Source organism: Bryocella sp., from assembly GCF_058498515.1.
The window spans coordinates 1-24,763 of sequence record NZ_JBMHYI010000004.1 but is presented as its reverse complement, the minus strand read 5'-3'; the positions used below and the strand labels follow the sequence as shown (position 1 = coordinate 24,763).

Annotated in this window: 22 protein-coding genes and 1 other RNA gene; 17 read left to right on the top strand and 6 right to left on the bottom strand. The window is 64.1% G+C overall.

Going from position 1 to position 24,763, the window contains the following annotated elements:
* The first annotated feature begins 269 nt into the window (after positions 1-269).
* On the top strand, positions 270-893 hold the full coding sequence (locus tag AC5E6W_RS00905; protein WP_491750370.1) for an outer membrane beta-barrel protein: 624 nt from the start codon (positions 270-272) through the stop codon (positions 891-893).
* A 63-nt stretch (positions 894-956) separates the two neighbouring features.
* On the top strand, positions 957-1,637 hold the full coding sequence (locus tag AC5E6W_RS00900; RefSeq protein WP_491750369.1) for a YqaA family protein: 681 nt from the start codon (positions 957-959) through the stop codon (positions 1,635-1,637).
* 29 nt (positions 1,638-1,666) lie between these two features.
* On the opposite strand, the gene AC5E6W_RS00895 is transcribed toward AC5E6W_RS00900, so the two are convergent.
* Positions 1,667-2,320 (bottom strand): PadR family transcriptional regulator, encoded by a 654-nt coding sequence (locus tag AC5E6W_RS00895; RefSeq protein WP_491750368.1) that lies wholly within the window; start codon positions 2,318-2,320, stop codon positions 1,667-1,669.
* 129 nt (positions 2,321-2,449) lie between these two features.
* On the opposite strand from AC5E6W_RS00895, the gene ffs reads away from it, so the two are divergent.
* Positions 2,450-2,548, top strand: an RNA gene (gene ffs / locus AC5E6W_RS00890) — signal recognition particle sRNA small type.
* A gap of 157 nt (positions 2,549-2,705) precedes the next feature.
* Complete coding sequence (locus AC5E6W_RS00885) at positions 2,706-3,722, top strand: beta-ketoacyl-ACP synthase III (RefSeq protein ID WP_491750367.1); 1,017 nt, start codon at positions 2,706-2,708, stop codon at positions 3,720-3,722.
* Positions 3,723-3,780: 58 nt separating this feature from the next.
* Here the strand turns inward: AC5E6W_RS00885 and AC5E6W_RS00880 are convergent, their stop codons facing one another.
* On the bottom strand, positions 3,781-5,568 hold the full coding sequence (locus tag AC5E6W_RS00880) for a MutS-related protein (protein WP_491750366.1): 1,788 nt from the start codon (positions 5,566-5,568) through the stop codon (positions 3,781-3,783).
* A 60-nt stretch (positions 5,569-5,628) separates the two neighbouring features.
* Between AC5E6W_RS00880 and AC5E6W_RS00875 the strand changes: the two genes are divergently transcribed.
* The 6 genes from AC5E6W_RS00875 (at position 5,629) to AC5E6W_RS00850 (ending at position 12,160) form a co-directional block, all read left to right on the top strand.
* On the top strand, positions 5,629-6,663 hold the full coding sequence (locus AC5E6W_RS00875; RefSeq protein ID WP_491750365.1) for a pectinesterase family protein: 1,035 nt from the start codon (positions 5,629-5,631) through the stop codon (positions 6,661-6,663).
* Between the two features lie 38 nt (positions 6,664-6,701).
* Entirely contained in the window at positions 6,702-8,756 is a 2,055-nt protein-coding gene (locus AC5E6W_RS00870) for a M13 family metallopeptidase (protein ID WP_491750364.1), read from the top strand.
* A 52-nt stretch (positions 8,757-8,808) separates the two neighbouring features.
* Positions 8,809-9,669, top strand: a complete 861-nt coding sequence (locus AC5E6W_RS00865) for a hypothetical protein (RefSeq protein ID WP_491750363.1) — start codon at positions 8,809-8,811, stop codon at positions 9,667-9,669.
* Between the two features lie 84 nt (positions 9,670-9,753).
* Positions 9,754-10,083 carry a hypothetical protein gene (locus AC5E6W_RS00860; RefSeq protein ID WP_491750362.1) on the top strand — a complete coding sequence of 110 codons (330 nt, stop codon included), beginning with the start codon at positions 9,754-9,756 and terminating at the stop codon, positions 10,081-10,083.
* Positions 10,084-10,218: 135 nt separating this feature from the next.
* Positions 10,219-11,811, top strand: a complete 1,593-nt coding sequence (gene rimO / locus AC5E6W_RS00855; protein ID WP_491750384.1) for a 30S ribosomal protein S12 methylthiotransferase RimO — start codon at positions 10,219-10,221, stop codon at positions 11,809-11,811.
* Between the two features lie 109 nt (positions 11,812-11,920).
* Positions 11,921-12,160 (top strand): DNA gyrase inhibitor YacG, encoded by a 240-nt coding sequence (locus tag AC5E6W_RS00850; RefSeq protein WP_491750361.1) that lies wholly within the window; start codon positions 11,921-11,923, stop codon positions 12,158-12,160.
* A 284-nt stretch (positions 12,161-12,444) separates the two neighbouring features.
* Here the strand turns inward: AC5E6W_RS00850 and AC5E6W_RS00845 are convergent, their stop codons facing one another.
* Together AC5E6W_RS00845 and dcp are read right to left on the bottom strand one after the other, a co-directional pair.
* Positions 12,445-12,753: a hypothetical protein gene (locus AC5E6W_RS00845; RefSeq protein WP_491750360.1), complete on the bottom strand. Its 309-nt coding sequence runs from the start codon at positions 12,751-12,753 to the stop codon at positions 12,445-12,447.
* Between the two features lie 283 nt (positions 12,754-13,036).
* Positions 13,037-15,160, bottom strand: a complete 2,124-nt coding sequence (gene dcp / locus AC5E6W_RS00840) for a peptidyl-dipeptidase Dcp (protein ID WP_491750359.1) — start codon at positions 15,158-15,160, stop codon at positions 13,037-13,039.
* A 159-nt stretch (positions 15,161-15,319) separates the two neighbouring features.
* Here dcp and AC5E6W_RS00835 point away from each other — a divergent pair, with 159 nt between their 5' ends.
* From AC5E6W_RS00835 to AC5E6W_RS00810, 6 genes are all read left to right on the top strand, one after another.
* Positions 15,320-15,820, top strand: coding sequence for a phosphatidylglycerophosphatase A family protein (locus AC5E6W_RS00835; RefSeq protein ID WP_491750358.1), 501 nt, complete (start codon positions 15,320-15,322; stop codon positions 15,818-15,820).
* A 59-nt stretch (positions 15,821-15,879) separates the two neighbouring features.
* Positions 15,880-16,938 (top strand): SMP-30/gluconolactonase/LRE family protein, encoded by a 1,059-nt coding sequence (locus AC5E6W_RS00830; RefSeq protein WP_491750357.1) that lies wholly within the window; start codon positions 15,880-15,882, stop codon positions 16,936-16,938.
* A gap of 189 nt (positions 16,939-17,127) precedes the next feature.
* Positions 17,128-17,961, top strand: a complete 834-nt coding sequence (locus AC5E6W_RS00825; RefSeq protein ID WP_491750356.1) for a hypothetical protein — start codon at positions 17,128-17,130, stop codon at positions 17,959-17,961.
* 176 nt (positions 17,962-18,137) lie between these two features.
* Positions 18,138-19,406, top strand: a complete 1,269-nt coding sequence (locus AC5E6W_RS00820) for a competence/damage-inducible protein A (RefSeq protein ID WP_491750355.1) — start codon at positions 18,138-18,140, stop codon at positions 19,404-19,406.
* An 84-nt stretch (positions 19,407-19,490) separates the two neighbouring features.
* Complete coding sequence (plsY, locus tag AC5E6W_RS00815; RefSeq protein ID WP_491750354.1) at positions 19,491-20,132, top strand: glycerol-3-phosphate 1-O-acyltransferase PlsY; 642 nt, start codon at positions 19,491-19,493, stop codon at positions 20,130-20,132.
* Positions 20,129-21,124: an NAD(P)H-dependent glycerol-3-phosphate dehydrogenase gene (locus tag AC5E6W_RS00810; protein WP_491750353.1), complete on the top strand. Its 996-nt coding sequence runs from the start codon at positions 20,129-20,131 to the stop codon at positions 21,122-21,124. Before plsY ends, AC5E6W_RS00810 begins: the two co-directional genes overlap by 4 nt.
* Positions 21,125-21,142: 18 nt before the next feature.
* On the opposite strand, the gene AC5E6W_RS00805 is transcribed toward AC5E6W_RS00810, so the two are convergent.
* Together AC5E6W_RS00805 and AC5E6W_RS00800 are read right to left on the bottom strand one after the other, a co-directional pair.
* Positions 21,143-21,706: a Uma2 family endonuclease gene (locus AC5E6W_RS00805; protein ID WP_491750352.1), complete on the bottom strand. Its 564-nt coding sequence runs from the start codon at positions 21,704-21,706 to the stop codon at positions 21,143-21,145.
* Between the two features lie 99 nt (positions 21,707-21,805).
* Positions 21,806-23,668: an APC family permease gene (locus AC5E6W_RS00800; RefSeq protein WP_491750351.1), complete on the bottom strand. Its 1,863-nt coding sequence runs from the start codon at positions 23,666-23,668 to the stop codon at positions 21,806-21,808.
* 129 nt (positions 23,669-23,797) lie between these two features.
* Between AC5E6W_RS00800 and ftsY the strand changes: the two genes are divergently transcribed.
* A partial coding sequence (ftsY, locus tag AC5E6W_RS00795; RefSeq protein WP_491750350.1) for a signal recognition particle-docking protein FtsY occupies positions 23,798-24,763 on the top strand: 966 nt, incomplete at its 3' end.

Genomic DNA, 24,763 nt, shown 5'->3' with positions numbered 1-24,763 from the left:
CAACGACAGCGCCCCGTGATTCGCAAGAACACGGGGCGCTTCTGTCAGAAGCCCGGATTCAGCACTCCGAACCCGATACGTTCCAGCTCTCGTCCCACACTACGAACACCAGACAATGTTCCAAACCGTGCCCCAAGGCGCTGACAGCGAACGCCTTTTCAGTTAGATTGCAAGCGGGACAAGTCGCCGCGAAGGTCCAGCGTGAACTCATGTCGCGGTCTCAACGATGCTACCGTTCCTGACGATAGGGACCCCTGGGAGATCCTGAAGTGAAGCGCATTCTCACTGCCCTGCTGTTGAGCTTCAGCACCGCAGCCCTCCTGGGCCAGGCCGGAAGCACCGCCAGCCGCAAGCTCGACCTCCAGGTCGGCGGCGGCTATTCCAATGCAAGTTCGGACTACACCACCAATCGCATCCGCGGCTACATGTTCTACGCCGACGCAGACTTCATGCGCCACATTGGTGTGGAGCTGAACTTCCACCAGCTCAACGACCCGCAGAGCTCGCTTTATGAGCGGACCTACGAAGCCGGCGCGCGCTACTTCCGCGACTACGGCCGCTTCCGCCCCTACGTCAAGGGTCTCTACGGCCGCAGCGTCTTCAACTCGCCGGTGTACGACTACTACGTCCCCGTTACCTGCACGGTGGCGTCGATCACCACCACCTGCACCTACCAGATCGTCCAGACCAACTTCAACCTCGCCTACAACATGGCGGTGGCTGGCGGCGGCGTCGACATCTCCATCCTCCCGAGGGTGAACGTGCGCGTGGACTACGAGTACCAGAGGTGGTTTTCAGGCTCCGGACTGAGCAACGGCCTGACCCCGCAGATCCTCTCCGTGGGCGCAGCCTATCACTTCCCTCCGGGCCGCCCCGTCGGCTACACGCACTAACGCCAGCTCCTCAAACGAAAGATCGCGCGACTCGAGCCATCCAGCGCACGTCTCTAAAGGAGCATGATGCTCGCGCCCGGGATCGCCTCCGAAGCCTCGAACCTCGCAGCATTCGCGGCACGGACGCCGCATGACGCCCTGCGATTCTTCTTTCACCTCGGACTCGTCGGACTCTTCTTCATCTCCGCCGTCGATAGCTCCTTTGTCCCGCTGCCCATCCCCGGCGTCACCGACATCATGATCATCTTCTATGCCGCCGGCAAGGAGAACGTCGTGCTGCTGGTGCTCATTGCCACGCTGGGCTCAGCCACGGGAGGTTTCATCTCCCACGCCGTGGGGCAGGCCGGAGGCATGGCTTTCCTCGAAAAGCATGTGCCCAGGCGTATCCTCAAGCGGGTCACGTCGTGGATGGAGGGCCACGCGATCCTCGCGGTCTCGCTCCCTGCTCTGCTTCCGCCACCCATGCCGCTCTCGCCCTTCGTCCTCGCTGCGGGTGCAGTCCGCATGAAGCGCAAGAAATTCATGATCGCCTTCACGTTCAGCCGCCTGGTCCGGCACTCCATCGCCGCCTGGCTGGGCGTGCACTACGGCCGCGCCGTACTGCGCTTCTGGAGACACTTCTCCGCGCAATGGGGAACACCCATTCTCATCGGCCTGTGGAGCTTCATCCTGATCTTCACTGCAATTGCGATCTGGAGACTCTGGAAGACCTCCAAGGCCGTCGAGATGCACCCGACCGCCTAAGACCGGCTGCAGTCTTCTCCCACAGTGCTTCACCGCGCATCGCGACGTCCTCCCTTGTCCTTCTTCTGAGCCTTCTCCAGCTTGTCGAGCTCTCGCAGCGTCTGCTCGCACCAGCTCTTTGTCGCCGCGGCCTGCGCTCTGCCAAACTCCAACGTCATCAGCCAGTAGGGAGCCCCGCCGTGCGTCGCCGTCCTGGCCGCAAGCTCTCTCTCGCTCCGCACGAAGTCAGCCAGCTCCCGATTCGCGATTGCCAATCGCTGCTCCACCGCCGCGCGCATCGCGCCCTTCGGAGCCTTCTCGCCGAAGAATAGCTTCAGCAGCAGCTCCTCGCGGCGGACCTGCAGGCCGCAAGGCTCGCCGAGCCACTCGCGCAGCCGTGTCTTGCCCGCTGCCGTGATCCTGTACTCCTTGCGCAGCCGCTGCCCCTCCGGCTGATGCTCGCGCATCGTCACCAGACCCTCGTCGCTCAGCTTCTTCAACGCCGGATAGATCTGTCCGAAGCTCTCGCTCCAGAAGGTCGCCGTCGAACCCTCGATCTTCTGCCGGATGTCATAACCCGACATCGGCCCCAGGCTCAGCCAGCCGAGCACGGTTTCGGCTGTGGTGGAGCGGACAGGCAGCGGCACCTCCGTGCGCCCTTGCTTGGACTCTGTCGCGTCGCTGGCGCTCCGCTTCATCGGCATGAGAGAGAAAAATAACTATCTGCCAGATACGTGTCAAGCAGATCGCTCCGCTCCGGCCCAGAACACAGCCTCGCGGCGCACCTCGTCCTTGCCCTGCAATGCCCGCCACACTCTGCTAAACTGAATCAGTGCCGGGTCCTACGCGACGCGATCCCGCCAACCCCGCCAGGTCCGGAAGGAAGCAACGGTAACGGGCCATTGCGGGCGCAGTAGGGTAACCCGGTACATTTTCCTCTTCCCCCTCTACAATTGGTTCGTTCCCACTTCGAGGCGTTTTCGCTATCGAGAGATTGCTCGCGTCACCCCCCATCGCCTCGTCCCGCGACGCCATCCGCGCCTTCTCTCAGCTAAGATTTCTAATGGTGTCCGTGGAGGGTCCCAAGCTTTGAGTCTCACCCTGCAGCCTCGCAAGACCGTGCGCGCAAAGATCTCGTCAGTCGGAACTTACGTCCCACCCCGTCTGCTGACCAACGCCGACCTCGAGAAGATGGTCGAGACCAACGATCAGTGGATCGTCGAGCGCACCGGAATCAAGCAGCGCCATATCGTCGATAAGGGAGTCGCCACCAGCGACCTCGCCGTGGAAGCCGCCAAGGACTGCCTCGCCAGGCGCGGCATCGAGGGCAGCGAGATCGAAGCGATCATCGTCGGCACCGTCACGCCCGATATGTTCTTCCCCGCCACCGCCTGCCTCGTGCAAACCCGCATTGGAGCCATCGGAGCCTGGGGCTTCGACCTCTCCGCCGCCTGCTCGGGCTTCATCTACGCCCTGCAGATGGGCGCCAAGCTCATCGAGAGCGGAGCCCACAAGAAGGTGATGGTCATCGGCGCCGACGTGATGAGTTCCATCCTCGACTACACCGACCGCACCACCTGCATCCTCTTCGGCGATGGCGCCGGCGCTGTGCTCCTCGAGCCCTGCGAAGAGGGCGAGGTCGGCCTGGTCGACTTCCTCCATGAAGTCGACGGCACGGGGGCGCAGTCGCTCTACATGCCTGCTGGCGGCAGCGCGCTGCCCGCCAGCCACGAGAGCGTCGACGGCCGCAAGCACTTCGTGCATCAGTCCGGAGGAGCCGTCTTCAAGGTGGCCACCCGCAAGATGGCCGAACTCTCCGAAGAGGTGCTGCGCCGCAACCAGCTCACCGCCGCCGACATCAAGCTCCTCATCCCGCACCAGGCCAATCGCCGCATTATCACCGCCACCGCCGAACGACTTGGGATGCCTGAGGACAAAGTCCTCATCAACATCGACGAGTACGGCAACACCACCGGAGCCACCATCCCGCTGGCCATGCACACCGCGCTCGAGCGCAAGCTGCTCAACAAGGGTGATCTCGTGCTGCTTGCCTCCTTCGGCGGCGGCTACACCATCGGCGCCACGCTGCTGCGCTGGGAGTTCTAAGCACTGCCGCAATCCATCACGCACGGCGGAGCTTCGGCTCCGCCGTTGCTTTTGCAACTCAGGCCAGCCCCATCATCCGCACAATCGCCAGCGCATTCGTCGTCTGATTGATCCCCGGCTTGAGCTTGTAATCGAAGCCCAGCGGATCGTTCTCGTCCGGACTGGCCATGTGCACATTCACCCCATGCAGCCCCGGCAGGTCCGCAATCGCGGTCAGCGTGAGATCGTGCGTGGAGATCGCGCCCACCGCGTTCGCTTCCACCAGCGCCCGCAGCACGCTCTCCGCCGCAGCCCTGCGGTCAAGCGAGTTCGTGCCCGCAAGAATCTCGTCGATAAGAAACAGAGTGCGACCCGGCTGACTGCGCGCCAGGTCCACAATCGCCCGCAGCCGCTCGACCTCTGCCAGGAACTTCGACTTGCCTTCACTCAGCGAATCATTCAGGCTCAGCGATGCCCCCACGCTATCGAGCCCCAGCCGCAACGATTGCGCCGCCACCGGCGCTCCCCCCAGCGCCAGCACCATGCTCGCCCCGATGGCCCGCAGCAGCGTCGACTTCCCGGCCATGTTCGAGCCCGAGATCAGCAGAAACTGCGCTTCCGTCCCCAGCATCACGTCGTTCGCGACTGCTGCGGAACTCGCCAGCAGAGGATGCTTCATCGCTCGCGCCTCCAAGATAGGGTGCGCCCCATCGACGAGCTCGGGATACGCATTCTCCTCATGCTCGGCCGCATAGTTCCCCACCGCGACCAACGCCTCGAAGTCCGCCCACGCCTCGATCCATCGCCGCATCGGCTCGCCGAACTCCGCACGCCACTGCTCCAGCGCAATCGCCGCGTGTGTACCGAGGCAGAAGATGAGCGACAGCGTATAAAACCACTCCTTGGGCCGTTGCTCCACGATGGTGAGCCAGCGCTCCAGCCGTGCCAGCGCCTTATCCTCGCCCATGGCTTGCTGCTGCAGGCCGCATAACAGCGCGCTCGAGAACTGCTGGGAGCGCAACAACCGCAGCCCCTCGCGCAGAATCGCCGTCTGCCCAAACAGTCGTTGCGCTGACTCCAGCTCGCGATTGACGGCGGTCCTCAGCCTCAGGCAAAGCAACGCCTGCAGCCCGATCAGCACCGCAAGGTTACGCATCAGCAGGTGGCCGTCGAAGTGCAACGCAAGGCCGCCAAGGCTCATCGCAATCCCACTCAGTGTGATCGCAAGCAGCACCCAGCGCAGCCACACAGCAGTCCCACTGCGCTCCCGACCCAGCCACTCCTCGAGACTCTCCGCCGGCACATCCTCGAACTTCGATCGCCCAATCAGCGCCACGCGCTCGCGCAGGTCTGTATCCTGCGAAAGCTCCCGCACAGCCTCCTGCCGCTCCCGAGCCATCGCCGTCGTCGCCGGATCCAACAACAACTTCGCCAACCCACGCTGCCCTACCGTCGTCCGCGTCGTGGCCATCCGGTCGAACAGCGAGTCCTTGCCCAACACGTTCAGGTCATCCTGAAAGAGATGGCCCTCCCGCGCAAACGCCTCGCCCGTGAATCCAGAGTTTGGCTGCTCGCCGCTGACTCGCGCCAGAGCCTTCTCATAGAGCGACACCCTGCGCCACGCCACCTCGCTTCGTCCGCGCTGATACAGCGTTGCAACCAGCGCCGCCAGCGATCCCACCGCACCCGTCGCGAACCACTCCCACGCCAGCCCATGCTTCATCGAGTCGATGACGAGGAGCACCGTCGCCAACACACATACAAGAAAGATCCCCTGGGCCTGCTGCATGCGCAACCGCGCGCGATCGAACGCCGCTCTCGCATCACCCTCGCGACGCCGATACTCTTCGGCCACATTCCGAATCATGGATCGAGCATAGCCTGCCTCGTTTGCTCCTGCGCCCCGCGCCAGCGTACCCTGTGGCCGATGCGTACATTCATCGCCACCGCCCTGCTGCTGCCCGCCGCGTTGTTTACCTCCGTCCAAGCGCAGGACGTCCACGTGAAGGTCGACCCCCACGGCCCCGGGTCCACCGCCTCGACCACCGACTACACCACCATCCAGCAGGCGCTCGATCACGCGCCCGACGCACCGCATGGCCGCATCTACATCGAGATCGTCCCCGGCACCTATCGCGAGCGCATCCACGTCACGCAGAACCGCCCCCGCATCACGCTGCTCGGCAAGGGCGCAAAGCCCGAGGACGTCGTCATCGTCGCCAGCCAGAACGCGAAGATGGCCGGCGGCACCTTCTTTACCGAGACCGCCGAGATCAACGGCGACAACTTCGAGGCCGACAACGTCACCTTCCAGAACGATGCCGGACCCACAGGACAGGCCGTGGCCCTCTCCGTCCGTTCGGACCGCGCCGTCTTCAAGCACTGCCGCTTCCTTGGCGATCAGGACACGCTCTTCGCCGATTGGGGCCGCCAGTACTACGTCGACAGCTTCATCCAGGGCGGCGTCGACTTCATCTTCGGCAACGCGACCGCCGTCTTCGAGCGCGACACCATCAGCGAGATTCGCAACGGCCAGATCACCGCGCAATCCCGCACCATGGAGGAGCAGACCTCCGGCTACGTCATCGATCACTCGACCATCACGCACGATCCCCTGCCGCCTCCCCCAGGCAAGCAGGCCCAGGAAGGCTTCGGCCTCGGCCGCCCCTGGCGCGACTACTCCCGCGTCGTCGTGATGAACTCCACGCTGCCCGCGGACCTCAGCCCCGCCGGCTGGTCGCTATGGAACCGAGGCGATACTTCCACCAAGGCCTTCTACGCCGAGTACAACAACAACGGTCCCGGCTGGAAGCCTAAGGAGCGCGCCTCGTGGGTGCACATCCTCGATGCCAAGCAGGCTGCGGCCTTCACCGCGCGCGTGTTCCTCGCCAGGCCCAGCGCCGATGGCCGCTCCATGCCTCGGCGCTGGGATCCCATCGCTGAGGCCGCCCGGCTACCTTAGCCGGCGTCCTACAATGGTCGGTGCATAGGAGAGCATCGATGTCCCCCAAGCTGTTCCACCTCGCCACATCTCTCGTCCTCGCCGCCTTCCTCTCTCCCGCGTTGGCTTTCGCACAGCATCCGGCCGGGGTTCAGCTTCAGGACATCGACCACTCCGTGAGGCCCGGCGATGATTTCTACCTCTATGCGAACGGCGAGTGGCAGAAGCGCACCGAGATTCCCGCCGACCGCACCGGCGTGGGCGCATTCACCATCGTGGGGGACAAGACCGACGCGCAGCTCAAGGAGATCTTCGCGGACCTCGCGAAGAACCCAGGCGCTCCCGGCTCCGATACCCACAAGGTCGCGGACCTCTACGCCAGCTACATCGACGAAGCCGCCATCGAGCGCAACGGCCTCGCAAACTTCAAGCCAAAGTTTGCCGCGATCGAATCCATCAAAACCCGCGCCGAGCTTGCCCATGCTCTCGGCCTGAGCCTGCGCGCCGATACCGACGCCCTCAACAACACCAACTTCCATACCCAAAACCTCTTCGGCCTATGGGTCGCGCCGGGCTTCAACGATCCCGACCACTACGCTCCCTACCTGATGCAGGGCGGCACCGCGCTCTCTTCACGCGACTACTACCTCTCCGACTCCGCCAAGATGAAGACCGTCCGCGAAGCCTACGTGAAGCACATCGCAAAGGCCTTCGAGCTCGCAGGCTTCAACGATGCAGACGCCCGCGCCGCGCGCGTGCTGGCGCTCGAGACCGCCATTGCGAAGGCCCAGATCTCGCTCGCCGACTCCGAAGACATCAAGAAGGCCAACAATCTCTGGAACGCCTCCGACTTCGCGAGCAAGGCTCCCGGCCTCGACTGGAAGATCTTCTTCGCTGCTGCCGACCTCGGCTCGCAGAAGCAGTTCTACGTGTGGCAGCCCACCGCCATCGCCGGCGAGTCCGCGCTCGTTGCGTCCGAGCCCATCGAAGCCTGGAAGGATCTCCTCCTGCTGCACCTGATCGACGCGCATGCCGTCGGCCTCTCGAAGGCGCTGGCCGAAGAGCGCTTCGCGTTCTATGGCACCGTGCTTACCGGGGCGCCCCAGCAGCGGCCGCGCGAGCAGCGCGCCGTCACCTTCGCCAACAATGACATGGGCGACGCTGTCGGCCAGATCTACGCCAGGCGCTACTTCTCGCCTGAAGCGAAGCAGCGGGCGCAGGTGATGGTCGCGAACCTCCTCGCCGCCTTCCACCAGCGGCTGGAAAAGCTCGACTGGATGACCCCCGCAACCAAGACGGAAGCCATCAAAAAGCTCGATGCCCTGAAGGTCGGCGTCGGCTATCCCGATCACTGGCGCACCTACGCCGGGCTAGAGGTGAAGCCCGACGACCTCGCCGGCAACACCTTCCGCGCCGTCCTGTTCGACTACCACTACCAGCTCTCCCGCATCGGCAAGCCCGTCGACCGCGCTGAGTGGTGCATGGAGCCGCAGCTGGTCAACGCCGTCAACCTTCCACTCGACAACGGCCTCAACTTCCCCGCCGCCATCCTGCAGCCTCCCTTCTTCGACCCCAACGCTCCCGACGCCTCCAACTACGGTGCCATCGGCACGGTCATCGGCCACGAGATCTCGCACACCTTCGACTCCGAGGGAGCCGACTTCGACTCCACCGGCAAGGTGCGCGACTGGTGGACGCCCGCCGACTTCGCCCACTTCAAGCAGGTCACCGACGCACTCGCCGCGCAGTTCGACGGCTACGAGCCCTTCCCCGGCGTGCACGTCAACGGCCGTCAGACCCTGGGCGAAGACATCGCCGACCTCGGCGGCGTAGCTGCCTCCTACGACGCCTTCCACGCCGCGCAGAAGGGCAAGCCCGCGCCCGTGATTGATGGCCTCACGGCCGACCAGCAGTTCTTTCTCGCCTTCGGCCAGATCTGGCGCACGAAGATGCGCGAGGCCACCGAGCGCTCCCGTATCCTTACCGACCCGCACGCCCCGGGCGAGTACCGCGCCGAGACCGTGCGCAACTTCGACGCCTGGTACAAAGCCTTCGACGTCCAGCCCGGCGAAAAGCTCTACCTCACACCCGAGCAGCGCGTGCACATCTGGTAGGCTCTCAGCATCAAGTAACCCGAAGCGAGGACGCATGGAGAATCCAACCCGGATGGCTTCGTTCCATGTCGCAGCGGCAGCCGTCTTGCTGAACCTCGGACTTCAGGCAGCATGCGGTCAGCAGTTGCCTGCCGCACCACCGGCTCTGTCGGTGAACCAGCAGGCCCTGCCAGACGCTCCTTCTGCCTCGAGCTCGCCACAGCCCGCACCTGCAGCTGATGCCCCAGCCCAGTTCTCGTCCTCCGAGCCCGAGGTACCCAGACCTCACATCGATCCGGGTCCCAACGGAGAGATCACGGTACTGGAAGACACGCTGATCCGTGTGCGGACAGACCAGCCCGTCAGCAGCCGCTACTCCAAAGACGGCCAGCCCGTTACGTTCACGCTGGACGAGGATGTGACCGTCAATGACGCCGTGGTGATCCCTCGCGGCGCGACGGTGCACGGCGAGATACTCGGCGTGAAGAAGTCAGGTGTTCTCACCGGAACTCCGGAGCTGACGTTGGAGCTGGTCTCGCTCGATCTCGGCGGCAAGAGCTATGCCCTCCACACCTATCAGTTTCGTGTCGAGGGCGCGACCAAGACCAAGCCCACGGAGGCCAAGGTCAAGGGTGGTGCAGTCGTCGGCGCCCTCGTTGGAGGTGTCTTCGCCGGCAGCGCTAAAGGGGTGACCACAGCGACAGGTAAACTCGCCGGCGCGGGAGCGGGTGCAGCCGTGGGTGCCGGGCTAGGAGCTCTGACGTCAGCGGCAACCCCTGGGCCATCGCTCACCCTGCCGGCAGAATCGCAGATGGACTTCTATCTCGCCTCCCCCATCAGCGTGCTGCCTGTAAGTGCCGCGGAAGCCGCACGCGTCGCGCGCAGAGTCCGTCCCGGCGACCCGGTTCTGTACGTACGTGGAGAAACACCTTAGCCCCTGCGAAGTCAGTTCTCCGGCAAAGCTCGCACACACCGACCAGCTGTACCACAGCTGGCGGCCGTTACACTCAAAGGCAGCATGCCGCACCATCACCTCGCAGCGATCAAACTCGGTAGCGATCCCGTAGGACCCCTGCCGCCGGCCAGTTTCCATCGCACGCTGGAGACCTGGCTCTACTGCCCCAAGTGCGAAGCGGCCTACTCGCTCCTAGCGCCCTACGACTGGACAATGGAGCGCCACTTCGAGGACGAGTCCCGCCGCTACATCATGCTCCTGCAGCGCGCCATCACCCGCGGCCACGGCGCCGGCCACCGGATCACCCATTTCGACACCAACGGCGTCGCCGTCACCGCCCACAGCAAAGGCGAGCCCATCGAGCTGCCTCCGCTACCTCGTCACATCATGTAGACACGGAAGGCCTTGCCCGGAGGGGCTTCCCGGGGCCAACCTGCCTTAGCGGCGACTGGTAAGATAACAGCAGTGAGTATCTCCTCCACGGCCGGAATCCCCGCCGCTCCCGAGACTGACATCCTGAACCACAAAATGCCCGAGACCCCTCGGGTGGGATTCGTCTCGCTCGGCTGCCCCAAGAACCTCGTTGACTCTGAGGTCATGATGGGCCTCGTCCACTCGGCAGGTGCCGAGCTGACGCCCCGCGCCGAGGATGCCGACATCCTCATCGTCAACACCTGCAGCTTCATCGACTCTGCCAAGCAGGAGTCCGTCGACACCATCCTCGAGATGGTGCAGCACAAGATCGCCAACGGCGGCCGCGCCAAGCGCCTCATCGTCGCCGGCTGCCTCGTCGAGCGTTACCGCGACGAGATCCGCAAGAACATCCCCGAGGTCGATGCCGTCGTCGGCACCGGCGAGCTGGAAGCCATCCTTGAAGCCGCAGGCCTTCAGCGCCCTGCGCCGGTCGCAACCGACTCGCCCTTCGCGATCCTCTCCAGCGCCCAGATTGCCCGCCACGCCTCCGCGGTCAACCAGCACTCCCGCCCCGAGGGCGACGCGCCACAGCTAGTGCACAAGCACCACGCGCACTCTGGACCCTTGGCCCTGGACCCTGGCCCCTCATCCTCGCGCGCGGAAGGCGACCTCCGCGAGCAGCAGGGCCGCTTCTCCCGCGAAGGCTGGGACGGCGCCACTGCCGCCCTCCCCACTTACCTCTACACAGCCGAGACCCCGCGCATCCTCACCACGCCCCGCGCCTCCGCCTACATCAAGATCGCCGAGGGCTGCGATCATCCCTGCAGCTTCTGCATCATCCCGCAACTGCGCGGCAAGTTCCGCTCGCGCCCCATCGTCTCCATCGTCGCGGAGACCAAACAGCTCATCGCGCAGGGCGTCCGCGAGATCACCCTCATCGGCCAGGACACCACCTGCTTCGGCGAAGACCTCCCGCAGGACGCGATCACCGGCAAGCGTCCAGAACTCGCCGATCTGCTCGACGCTCTCGCCCCCATCGAAGGCCTCAAGTGGCTCCGCTTCCTCTACGCGTACCCGAACAAGATCACCACGCGCCTTCTCGAATCCATCGCCCGGCACGACAACGTCGCGAAGTACCTCGACGTTCCACTGCAGCATGCCAGCCCCGCAGTGCTCAAGCGCATGAAGCGCGGCGGCTCCGCTGATCGGTTCCTGCAGATCCTTGAGAAGGCCCGCGGTATCGTCCCGGATCTCACGCTGCGCACCAGCTTCATCGTCGGCTTCCCCGGCGAGACCGACGAAGACTTCGACGCGCTCACAGCCTTCGTCAAGGAAGCTCAATTCGATTGGCTCGGCGTCTTCTCCTACTCTGACGAAGAAGGCGCGAAGGCCTTCGATCTCGACCTGAAGGTCCCGCGCCGCACCATCGAGTCGCGCCGTCGCAAGCTCATGCGCCTGCAGCAGACCATCAGCCGCAAAAAGCGCAAGCAGTGGATCGGCCGCGAGATCGAAGTCCTCGTCGAAGGCCCCAGCGAAGAAACCGAACTCCTCTGGCAGGGCCGAGCGCTCAACATGGCGCCCGAAATCGACGGCAAGGTACTCATCAACGACTTCGGCCCCCACGAAGAACTCGTACCCGGAACCTTCTACCGCGCCCGCATCACTGAATCCCACGACTATGACGTCGTCGCGGAAATCGTGGAGTAGGTTCGTCCCGCGCGTCTGAGAAAGCCACATCCCGCCGCCGCACCTGGCGAATCTGCCTCAATCCGCGCCACGCCTCAACAGTTGGCGATGCGTTAAAATTGATCCTGTTATGGCAAAGACTCTTCCTTGCGCCACGTGCCGTAAATCCGTTGCCGCCGATTCCCACGACTTCCCCTTTTGCTCAGAGCGCTGCAAGCTCATCGATCTGGGCAAGTGGTGCTCCGGCGAATACACCATCTCGACCCCCATCTATGACCCCGAGGTCCTCGATGAGATCGAGCACGCCCGTCAGCAGGCCGGTCTCCTGCTCGAAGAGGACGAGCTGAGCCAGGTCCGCTGGAAGAACTGAGCCCTCCACGCAACGTGCACGTCCGCCACACCAAGTAAGCCAAGTCCACAGATGCAGAAAGGCCCCGACAGCAGCTCCTCGCAATGGGGCAGCTCCTTCGGGACCTTGGTGTCGTCAGAATCACGCGCCGTTCGGCTTACGTGTCCTGCATCTTGCATCCGCTATTGCGGCAATGGGAGCATTTTTCCTGTAGGTGCAATCCGGAGGCTCGACTCTAATGGGCGTTCCCCAATGAAACGCCACCAAACGCCACTTCCGGAATACCCAGCAACAGGGAAAAGGCTCTAGCTGCCCTGCGACATCGTCGTGTTGTAACCCACCTCGAACTGAGCGCGATAGTCGTCCTTCTCGCGGCTCGACTTCACGGGAGGGTTCTTGTACAGGTGCGACGTCTTCGCGCCGATCTGGCGGCCGGCGAGCTTATCGAGCTTGTAAGCCTCCACGCCGTCCTTGTACCCGATCGAGTTCTCGTCAGCCTTCACGGTCGACGTTGCGCTGTGGGTTTCTGCGGGGTTCTCGGCCAGCGACGGCATCGGTACGCTGGTCATCATCGCCACTGCGATCAGTGGTGTAAACATCATTGCTTTCTTCATACCATCCTCTACTTCGTGTGCAGCTTGTTACTACGTCATGACTACGTTGGCGGGGCAGAGTATCCCCAAAACCACGTGTGAACATACGCCTTCGCACGTAAAGATTGCAAGGCCTGTTGGTCGAAGATGTTTCATTCCGTGACACCCATCACAAAAATGAAACAACTATGCCCGGCCAAGATAGCCGGGCATAGATTCAAGTCTTCCATTTTCAATGTCTTGCATAGAATTAAACAAAATTCTCAATTTCTTCTAGAAATACTTTCTTCATGTGAAATTTCCGCTACGGGACAAGCCCGCGTTGCTTCAGCATGGGCGCGACACCGGGTTTGCCGCACAGCCAGCGTTCGTACATCGCACTAAGCTCTTCGCTGTTACCGCGCGAGAGCACCATGCTGCGGAACCGGTCGCCGTTGGCGCGCGTCAGCCCGCCGTGGTCCTCGAACCACTGGTAGGCGTCGTCGTCCAGCATCTCCGCCCACAGGTAGGCGTAGTAGCCGGCCGCGTAGCCGTTGCCCCAGATGTGCATGAAGTAGCTAGAGCGATAGCGCGGCGGCACGGTCTTCAGCGCCAGCTTCGTCTTCTCCAGCGCCATATGCTCGAACGCATCCACATCCGGAACCGGGTGGTCCGCTGGCAGCGTATGCCACTGCATGTCGAGCTCCGCAGCTGCCAACAACTCCGTCAGTGCATAGCCCTGGTTGAAGCCCGCCGATCGCTTGATCTTCGCCGCCAGTTCAGTGGGCATCGGTTGGCCCGTCTGGTAGTGGCGCGCAAAGTGTGTGAACACCTGCGGGTTCAGCGCCCAGTGCTCATTGAACTGCGATGGAAACTCCACAAAGTCACGCGGCACATTCGTGCCCGAAAGCGACGGATACGTGACGTTCGAGAACATGCCATGCAGCGCATGCCCGAACTCATGGAACATCGTCGTCACATCATCGAAGCTCAGCAACTGAGGCTGTCCCGGCGCAGCCTTCGCGAAGTTCGCCACGTTGAACACCACCGGCAGCGTGCCCAGCAGCTTCGACTGCCCCACGAACTGGTCCATCCACGCGCCACCGTTCTTGTTGTCGCGCTTGTAGTAGTCGCAGTAAAACAGCGCCAGCGGTTTGCCATCGACGTCGAAGACCTCGAAGACACGCACATCCGGGTTGTACACCGGGATATCATGCCGCTCCTTGAACGTGATGCCATACAGCTGCGTCGCCGCGTAGAAAACACCATCCTGCAGCACGCGATTGATCTCGAAGTACGGCTTCAGCTGGCTTTCGTCGAGGTCATACTTCGCCTTACGAACCTGCTCGCTGTAGAAATCCCAATCCCACGCCTCAAGCTGAAAGCCACCGTTCTGCGAGTCGATCAGCTTATGAATCTCCGCAGCCTCCGCATGAGCCTTCGCTGTCGCCGCGGGCACCAGGTCGTCCATGAACTTCAACGCCGCCTCAGGCGTCTTCGCCATCTGGTTCTCGAGCGTCCACGCCGCGTAGTTCTTCTTGCCCAGCAGCGCAGCCTTCTCGGCTCGCACCGCAGCCAACCGCGCCACCGTAGCTCGCGTGTCGTTCTCGCCACCACGCTCCGCGCGTGCCCACGAGTCGTTGAACAGCGCCGCACGAGTCGTGCGATTGCTCAACAGCGTCAGGTCCGGCTGCTGCGTCGTGTTCTGCAGCTGCACCACGTAGCCCGTGGTCTTGCGCTCCTTCGCTGCCAACTCCGCCGCATGAACTTGCTCTTCGCTGAGCCCCGCCAGCGCAGCCTTGTCGTTAGTCGCATACGCCGCTTCCTTCGTCGCCGCCAGCAGCTTGTTCACGAAGACGCTCGACAGCGTAGCTTCCTCTTCGTTCAGCTTCTTCAGCTTCACCTTGTCGGCTTCGCTGAGCTTCGCTCCCGCATGCACAAAGGCCAGGTAGGTCTGATCAAGCAACCGCGCTTGCTCGTCGTTCAACTGCAGCGACGCGTGCTCCTTGTACAGCGTCTCGACCCGCGCGAACAGCTTCGCATCCAGGTACAGCGCATCCGAGTGGGCCGCCAGCCGAGGCGCTTCAATCTCCTGCATCTTCTGCAGCATGGGATTGGTGTTCGCCGCGGCCAGTCCATTGAACACCGCGAGCACGCGGTTCAGCAGTGCGCCCGAACGCTCCAGCGCGACCAGCGTGTTGTCGAAGTCGGGAGTAGCCGAGTTATGCGCGATCTTCGTCCACTCGCGCCGCTGCTCGGCCATGCCCGCCTCAATCGCCGGCGGATAGTCGGCATCGTGAATGCGCGTAAAGTCCGGCGCCTGGAAGGGCAGCTTGCTCTCGGCATAAAAAGGGTTCTGCGGCCCGAACATCCTCGCCACGTCCTGCGGTTGCCCCGCCGCCACACTGGCCCCCAACGCCGCCGCCACTGCCACCGTTACCTCTGCCAACTTCAGCCTCCTCGATCCCCGCTGCCCCGCTGCCAAGCCCCAAGCCATCCAAGCCATGATGCGTGTGTATCTCCTGCCTCCAGTGTCAGGCCTTCGCAAGCAATTGACCAATCGCGATCCAGTGATAGCCGATCTGCGGCACCTCGTACAATCAGCCTGATGTCTTCCGCTCCTCCCATCTCTCCCACTCGAAAGACGCTCTGGGCGTGGACGCTGGGCACGTTCTTCGGCGCAGGCCTGCTGAAGCCCGGTCCCGGCACCTATGGCTCCGCCGCCGCCACGCTGCTCTGGTACTTTGCCGCCCGCGCCTTCGCTCCCGCGCCGCCGACGCTCACCATCGCAACCACTATCGCCGCGCTCATCATCACGCTCATCGGCATTCCCGCATCGACCATCGTTGCGCGTGAGTCCGGCCGCAAGGACCCCGGCTTCGTCGTCGTTGATGAAGCCGCCGGTGTCCTCGTCGCACTCATCGCCATCGCCCCCGACTGGAAGCACGCCGCCGTCAGCTTCCTGCTCTTCCGCGCCTTCGATATCGCCAAGCCCTGGCCGATCCGCAAACTCGAAGCCCTGCCCGAAGGCACCGGCATCATGCTCGACGACATCGGCGCGGGCCTCCTCGCACTCCTCTTTGCGCACCTGCTGGCCCGCTTCTACTAGCGGGGGGATTTGCAACACAGCCCGCAGGGATCTAGGATCTCGGCAATAGGATCACCGCAATGCCGCTCCTTCACCCCAGGCCCGACGCCCCGCATCTCGACCGGCTCACTCCGCGCGCCGCCATTCCCGGCGGCAGCTTCGAGGTCATCGGCTCGCACCTTCTTCCCGTCACCAACGACGGTCCGCAGCTGCCCGACGTCTTCTTCGGCGACATTCCCGCGAGCTTCGACATGGTTCGCCCCACCCGCGCGCTCGTGCGGGTTCCGGAAGGAGCCATCTCCTCGGACCTCATCGTCAAGCACAAGGGCCACGCCAGCAACGCGCTGCACGCCTCCGTCGGCGTGCCCATGGCCGAGGACCTGCACCTGGTCTCCAACCCTGCCGTCGATGCCGAAGGCAACGTCTTTGCCATGGTCAGCGGAGCTCGCGGCGACCGCACCCCCATTGCCATCTATAAGATCGCCGCCGACCTCCAGGTGCGCCCCTTCGCCCGCGAGCTCATGAACATCTCCGGACTCGCCTTCGATCGCGAGGGCAATCTCTTCGCCAGCTCCCGCGAGGAGGGCGCAGTCTATCGCCTCACGCCTGAAGGCGAAATCTCCGCCTGGGCCGAAGGCATGGGCGTAGCCACCGGCCTCGCCTTCGACGCCAAAGGGTCGCTCTACGTCGGCGACCGCTCCGGAACCATCTTCAAGATCGACGCCAGGCCCGAGTCCGACACGCGTGAGATCTTCGTCTTCGCCACGCTCGAGCCCTCGGTCGCCGCCTACCACCTGGCCTTCCGCTCCGACGGCAAGCTCTTCGTCAGCGCTCCCACGACCTCCTCCAACCAGCCCATCTACCAGATCGACCCCGACGGCAGCGTCAGCGTCTTCTTCCGCGGCCTCGGCCGGCCCCAGGGCATGGCCTTCGACGTCGAGGACAACCTCTACGTCGCCGCCTCGCTGCGCGGTCAGCGCGGCATAGTGCGCATCACCCCGCTAGGCGACGCCGAGCTAACCGTCAGTGGCAACGACCTCGTTGGCCTCTGCTTCCTCGAAGATGGCTGCGCCGCCCTCGCCACCAACAACACCCTCTTCCACGCCGACCTCGGCATCGAAGGCCGTTCGCTGATCTAGCCGCGAGCGCGTTCCATCTCCAACCTGGACACTGCGGCTTTGGCCTTTGCCTTTCTTGTTTGTCATCCCCGAAGGGGATCTGCTGTTACCTTTCCTGCCGTCATTCCCGCAAGAACCTGCCTCTGCCTTTCTTGTTGTCATTCCCGAAGGGAACTGCGTCTCCCACGCCCATCGCGGATAATGGAAGCAGTGAGCCTGCGCTCTCCATCCACCGCCATCTTCCGCCCGCCGACCCCGGCCGAAGCCGAGCTGGCCGGCCTGCGTGCGGAGCTCTCCCTGCTGCGCTCGACGCTGCTCGCCCGCGAGCGTGCGCTCGATGACCTTCGCTGCCATCTCATCAGCTTCGAAGGCCGCTACATCCGCCAGGTCGGCAAGCTCTATAAGCAGCTCGACGAGTGGGAGCGCCGCGTCACCGCGCTGCATCCCGAGCGCGAAGAGATCGTCCTCGACGAAGACGACGCGAACTCACACGAGGAAACCGTAGCGCCAGCCCCACGCAACCACCCCACTCCTCGCGATGCGAAACCCGCCCTCACCCTCCGTGCTCTCTTTCGCGAGCTCGCCCTGCGCATCCATCCCGACCACGCGCTCGACGCCGAGGATGAAGCCCGTCGCACCCGCCTCATGGCCCAGGCCAACGACGCCTTCCGCCGCAAAGACCTCCGCATCCTGCGCCGCATGCTGCATGGCTTCGATCCCGGCCACTCCGCGCTCTCGCATTCGGTCGAGGACGATCTCGCCGAGGCCCGCGAAGCCCTCGCGCAGACTCGTCACGACATCGCCGCCGCTGAAGCCGACCACACCGCTCTCGCCGCCTCTCAGCTCGCCGAACTCGAGCGCAATGCCATCGAAGCCGCCCTGCAGGGCCGCGACCTCCTCGCCGAAATGGCCGCTCGCGTCAAGGGCCGCATCGGCATGACCATGCGCCAGTACGACCTCGACCTCAGCCGCATCAAGCGGCCAGGCCACACCGTCTCCGTCGAGTCCCTGCTCACCGCGGAGACTCCACCCACTCGCCGCTAGAGCAAATCTCCTGTAGGTGTACAGGGAGGGTGAGACCTTGATGTCCGTTTTCCTAAAGAAAAACGGTACTGCACGCCCCATTCGACTTCACAGCAACAGGAGATTTGCTCTAACTTCCGAGCATCCGAGCCAGTATCATCGAAGACACGATCCTCATCCCGCTCCTCCACGAACACATGCTCGCAGAAATCATCGCCATCGGCTCCGAGATGCTCACCCCGCATCGTCAGGACACGAACTCGCTCTACCTCACCTCCGGCCTCAACGCGCTGGGGGTCAGCGTCGCGTTCAAGACCATCGTCGGCGACAACCGCCAGCACCTCACCGACGCGATCCGCATCGCGCTCGAGCGCGCGGACATCGTCGTGCTCTCAGGCGGCCTGGGGCCGACGGAAGACGACCTCACCCGCGAGTGCGTCGCCGAAGCTCTCGGCATCGGCCTGCATCGCGACGCCGACGTCATGCAGTCCCTGCAGGAGCGCTTTGCCGCCCGCCGCATGGCCATGCCCCCCAACAATCTCCGCCAGACCGAAGTCCTCGACGGCGCGGTCGTCCTCAACAATCGCAACGGCAGCGCCCCCGGCCAGTGGCTCGACACGGCCTACTCCGGCGCCTCGCGCAAGGTCCATCGCAAGATCATCATCCTGCTGCCCGGCCCTCCCAAGGAACTCAAACCGCTCTTCGACGACGAAGCCGCGCCCCGCCTCCGCCAGGTCCTGCCTCCCTATCGCATGGCGACCCGCATGCTCCGCATGGCCCTCATTCCCGAGTCCACCGTCGACGCCCGCTGCGCCCCCATCTACCAGCAGTATCCCGACATCGACACCACCATCCTCGCCGGCTCCGGCGAGATCCAGCTCCACTTCTTCTGCACCAAGCCCACGCAGGAAGAGGCCGAACAGCGCGTCGATGAGCTCGTCGAACTCATCGAGCGCGAGATGGGCGACGACATTTTCTCGTCGCATGGCGAATCACTTGAGGAGATCTTGCTACTCATGCTCGGCATGCGCGGCATGAAGCTCAGCGTCGCCGAAAGCTGCACCGGTGGCCTGCTGGCCGCGCGGCTCACCGCCATCCCCAACGCCTCGCGCGTCTTCGATGGTGGCGTCGTCACCTACGCCTATGAGCAGAAGATGACCCTCTGCCATGTACCCGAGGAGCTCCTCGAAGAATACGGCGCAGTGAGCGCTCCCGTGGCCCGCGCCATGGCCGAGGGCATTCGCGCCATCTCAGGAAGTTCCATCGGCGTCAGCATCACCGGCCTCGCAGGACCAGCCGCAGGCGATGGCCCCGATGCCGACAAGCCCGTGGGCCTCGTCTTCATCGGACTCTCCGATGGCGAGGATACCCAGGTGAAGCAGGTGCAGATCCCTGGCGATCGCGATCGCGTGCGCCTCTGGGCCACGCAGCATGCACTCGAACTACTGCGCCGCACGCTGGAGTAGCCCAGCGAAGAACGACCGGTAGCACCCCCTTCCGCGATTCCACTCAAAATTCTTACATCTGCTCTTGTTACACTCACCAAACGCATGCTCCTCTGGATCGTCACCCTCGCGGTCGCCTACCTGCTTGGCTCCATCCCCTTCGGCTTCGTGCTGGTGTGGATGTTCAAGCATGAGGACGTGCGCACTACAGGCAGCGGCAACATCGGCGCGACCAATGTCGCCCGCTCCGGCGGCACGAAGCTGGGCCTGCTCACGCTGCTGCTCGATACGTTGAAGGGCGTCGCCGCCGTGCTGCTGGCGCTGCACTTCGCTCCGCGGGTCGGCGGAGTGCCTTCGGACCTCGCCGTCGCCGCAGGCGTCGCTGCCGTCGTCGGCCACATCTTCACCGTGTGGCTCGGCTTCAAGGGTGGCAAAGGCATCGCCACCGCCCTGGGAGTCTTCCTTGCGCTCGTGCCTCTGATGGCCTTGTGCTGCCTCGGAGTCTTCGTCGTGATCTTCGCGCTGACGCGATACGTCTCCCTGGCATCGATCGTCGCCGCGCTCAGCGTTCCGCTGTTCACCTGGTTTCTGGTCCCGGCCCATACGCCCACACTGCTGGCAGGCGTCAGCTTCATCTCGCTCCTGAGCATCGCAAAACACCATGCCAACATTCGCCGGCTGCTCAGCGGAACAGAGAGCAGATTTGGCAGCAGCAAGGCCCAAGCCACGACCCAGGAGCACGCATGAGTCGCATCTCTGTGATCGGCGCTGGTGCCTGGGGTACCGCGCTGACGGTCAGTCTTGCTCGCCGCACCGAGCATCAACTGACGCTCTGGGCGCACACCGCCGAACACGCCCGCGAGCTCGCCCTCAAGGGCGAGAACAAGCGCTATCTCCCGGGCTTCATCGTTCCCGCCCCGGTCACCGTCACCGCCGACCTCACCCAGGCCATCGACCGTGCGGAGATCATCATCTTCGCAACCCCCTCGCAGACGCTCCGATCCGTCGTCCAGCAGATCGCCCCGCGCCTGAGGAAGACGCAGATCCTCCTCTCCGCCGCCAAAGGCATCGAGGAGAAATCCTTCCTGCGCATGTCGCAAATCTTGTGTGAGTTTGCTCCGGAGAACCCCATCGCCGTCCTCGGCGGTCCGTCCTTTGCCCAGGAGGTCGCCGCAGCCATGCCGACCGCCCTCACAGCGGCCATCGACAATGATCTCGTCAGCAAGCGTCTCCAGGACGAGCTCAGCTCCACCTCGCTGCGCGTCTACCGCAACGACGATGTCCCCGGCGTCGAGCTCGGTGGAGCATTGAAGAACGTCATCGCTCTCGCTGCAGGTGTCGTCACCGGACTCGAGCTCGGACACAACGCCGCCGCCGCGCTCATCACCCGCGGCATCGCCGAGATCACGCGCCTCGCCGTTGCCTGCGGTGGCCGTCGCGACACCCTCTCCGGGCTCTCCGGCGTCGGCGACCTGGTGCTGACCTGCACCGGCAGCCTCTCCCGCAATCGCACCGTCGGCATCGAGCTCGGCCGCGGACGCAAGCTCGACGAGATCCTCGCCTCGCTGAATGGCAAGGTCGCTGAAGGTGTGCGCTCGACCACCGCAGCCCTTGGACTGGCCGCCCGCTACGGCGTGGAGATGCCCATCACCGAGCAGATGAATGCCATCCTGCTCGACAACAAGTCGCCGCAGGAAGCCATCCGCGAGCTCATGTCCCGTCCCGGCCGCACCGAGTAACGCAAGGGGAGAGGCGATCTACTCGACCACGAACTCCATCTCATCCAATTCCGTAAACAGATCCAGCACCGGCACATGGATCTGCGTGCCCTTCACCGTGAGGTCGTCGCGCTGCTCCGTGAGCAGGCCACCCCTCTCCGCCGCATAGGCGCGCCGCCGCTTCGGATCGATGACCCACACCGCATCCACACCCATCGCGATGTAATCCTCGATGAGCTCCCGCGAGCCAGACATCCGATCCTGATCGCACAGGATCTCCACGACCAGCAGCGGAGGCGTGACCAGCGCTGGCTCGTACCTCGTCTCGCGTCGCGCCACGGCCATATCAGCCACGCGGCTCGCGCCCGGCGTCACCTGCACGCTCTGCCGGGGCAGTACACGGATGCGCCACTCCCGCTCATGTTGACCAAGATGAATGGTGAGGAACTTGAGCACGCTCGCGTGGTGCATCTCGCCCACCGGTCGCTCGCGAAGCTCTCTTCCCGTGCCCGCATCATTGCCGCGAGCGTTTGCGGGCAGTGCCCGCCGCGCCGTAGTCGGCGCACTCTGTACTGCACCTGTGGGAATCGCTGCCGTAGCCATCGCGTACCTCCCGTTGCGGCCAGCATACTCCCAACCACAGCACAGGTGTCTGTGATTTGCAGCACACGAAATCCGTTTCCGGAATGCCCCAAAGCGGTATCAGAGATACCACGGAATGTTGATCACCGTAATCCGTTGATTCCCCTTGAGCAGCAGCAAAAGCTTCAGCATCTGCGAGCGCTGGTTATGCAGTGGAGCCTGCCACCAGTGCTTCACCACAAGCTCAGGAATCAGCACCGCAATCTGCCGTTCCGGGTGCCGCTTCTCTAGCTCAAGGATGTGGTCCAGCAGCGGCCACATCACAAACCGGTACGGCGACGCCAGTGAGATCAGCTTCGGAGGCGTGCGGCCAATCGCCGTGATCGGGTCCGCGATGTTCTTCTGCCAGCATTGTTCCAGCTCGCTCAGCCGGTCCTCCGCATCCACATGCACGGCCTCCACCTCGTCGCTCAGCTTCAGCGCAAAGCGCAAACCCTTCTCCGCAATCTTCGACCAGCGGTCCACGGGCACAATCACCAGCGGCTCCATCAGGTTGTCCACGCGCATCGGCCGATGGATCGCCGTCTCGCCCTTCACACCGTCGTAGTGCACCCGCACCGCCGCCATCAGCGCAATCAGCACAGGAATCAACAGCGCCGTAATCCACGCTCCCTCGCGGAACTTTGCCACCAGCACCACCAACAGCGTGATTCCCGTCGCAATCGCGCCCAGCCCGTTGAGCGCCATGCGCAGCTTCGCTCCCCTGCCGCCCACGCGCCACCAGTGCACCACCATCCCCGCCTGCGACAGCGTGAACGCCAGGAACGCCCCAATCGCAAACAGCGGAATCAGCCGATCCGTCACACCCTCGAACACAATCAGCAGCAGCGCCGTCAGCCCCACCAGCGCATAGATCCCATGCGAGTACAGCAGCCTCCGTCCGCGGATCAGAAACACATGCGGCAGGAAGTCATGCATCGCAATCGCCCGCGTGAGCCGCGGAAAGTCCGCAAACGATGTGTTCGCCGACAGCGCCAGCACCGCGAAGATCCCTCCCATCGCGACGTAGTAGAACCATCCGCGCCCCATCACCGCGCCAATCAGCTGCGACAACACGCTCTGGTATCCCGCGCCGCTCGGATCGGTCGCTCCAATGCCATACGTCCGGCACAACATCGCAATCCCCGCCAGCAACACCATCAGCAGCAGGATAATCACCGTCAGCGTCTTCTTCGCGTTGCGTTGCGCAGGCTTGCGGAACGCCATCACGCCGTTGGACACCGCCTCCACACCCGTCATCGCCGTGCATCCCGACGCAAACACCTTCGCCAGCACCCACAGCGGCAGCATGCTCGTCCCGATGGGCAGCCGCGGCGGAGCCACGACCGCCGCCGGATGCCCGCCCGCTTCATATGCCCGCCACAATCCCATGCCAATCACGAACAGCAGAGACCCGCAAAACAGATACGTAGGCGCCAAAAACGCCAGACCCGAATCCTTCACGCCGCGCAGGTTCACCATCGCCAGCGCGGCCAGCACGGCCAGGCAAAGAATCGTCGAATGCGGCTGCAGGGAAGGAAACGCCGAGATGATCGCTCCCACACCCGCCGAAATTCCCACCGCCGCATTCAGGATGTAGTCGATCATCAGCGCCGCCGCGGCCAGCAGCCCAGCACGCTCGCCCAGGTTCTCCGTGGCGACCGTGTAGCTCCCGCCACCGTTCGGATACGCGTCGATCGTCTGCAGGTACGACAGGAACACGATCAGCAGCAGCACCAGGATCGCCGCCGTCACCGGCAGGATCCAATGCAGCCCCGCCATCCCCAGCGGAATCAGCAGCGTCAGCGCAGCCTCCGGACCATACGCCGCGGAGCTCAGTGCATCGAGCCCAAAGACCGGAATGCCCGCGATCGGGCCAATATGTTCCCCATGCTCATCCACCGTCGCAATCGGACGGCCCAGCACCACATCGAAGAAAGACACACGTGGCGCTCCCTGCGCCATCGGTAACGATAGGGTCGCGGCCCGCTAAAAGTCCGTAAAGAGAAGCACAGGGTTCCGTTAAGGCCCGCCGGTGCCCTCCAATCGGTCGCAACGCTACACTAGAGAACGATGGCTTTCTCAATCTTCGGCAAGCGCGACCGCGAGCCCGAACCGACCTCGTCCCCGCAAGAACCCGAGGCCCCGCGCAGCTTCCTCGACCGCATGAAGCAGGCGGTCACGCGCACCCGCGACTCCTTCACCCAGTCGCTCTCCGCCGTCGTCGCCCTCACTCGCGAGGTCGACGAAGCCTCGCTCGACGATCTCGAGCTGGCCCTCCTCGCCTCCGACATCGGTTCCTCGACGACCCAGGAGATCATCAGCCGCCTCCGCGAGCGCGCCCTCCGCCAGGGCATCGCCGACGGCGCCGAGCTCCGCTCCATCCTCAAGGCCGAGATCCGCCGCATTCTCGACGGTGTCGCCCACCCCATCGCTCATCCGGCCACCGCGCCCGAAGTCATCATGATGGTCGGCGTCAACGGCACCGGCAAAACCACCACCACCGGCAAGCTCGCCGCGCTCTTCTCTCGCGGCACCTCGGAGATCCCGCCCCGCACCGTCCTACTCTGCGCCGCCGACACCTTTCGCGCCGCCGCCATCGAGCAGCTCGAAGTCTGGGCCCAGCGCTCCGACGTCGACCTCATCAAGACCAAACAAGGCGGCGACCCGTCCGCCGCACTCTTCGACGCCGCTACCGCCGCTAAGGCCCGCTCCACTAGCGTCCTCCTCGTCGACACCGCCGGTCGCCTTCACACCAAGACCGACCTCATGAAGGAGCTCGACAAGATGCGTCGGACCGCGGAGCGCCTCCTTCCCGGCGCGCCCCACCAGACGCTGCTCGTCATCGATGCCACCACCGGCCAAAACGGCCTGCAGCAAGCGCGCCTCTTCACTGAAGCCGCCCACGTCACCGGCATTGTCCTCACCAAACTGGATGGCAGCGCCAAGGGCGGCATTGTGGTCGCTATCGCGCACGAGCTCGGGCTTCCCGTGCGCTATGCGGGCGTAGGAGAAAAGCTCGAAGACATCATCTCCTTC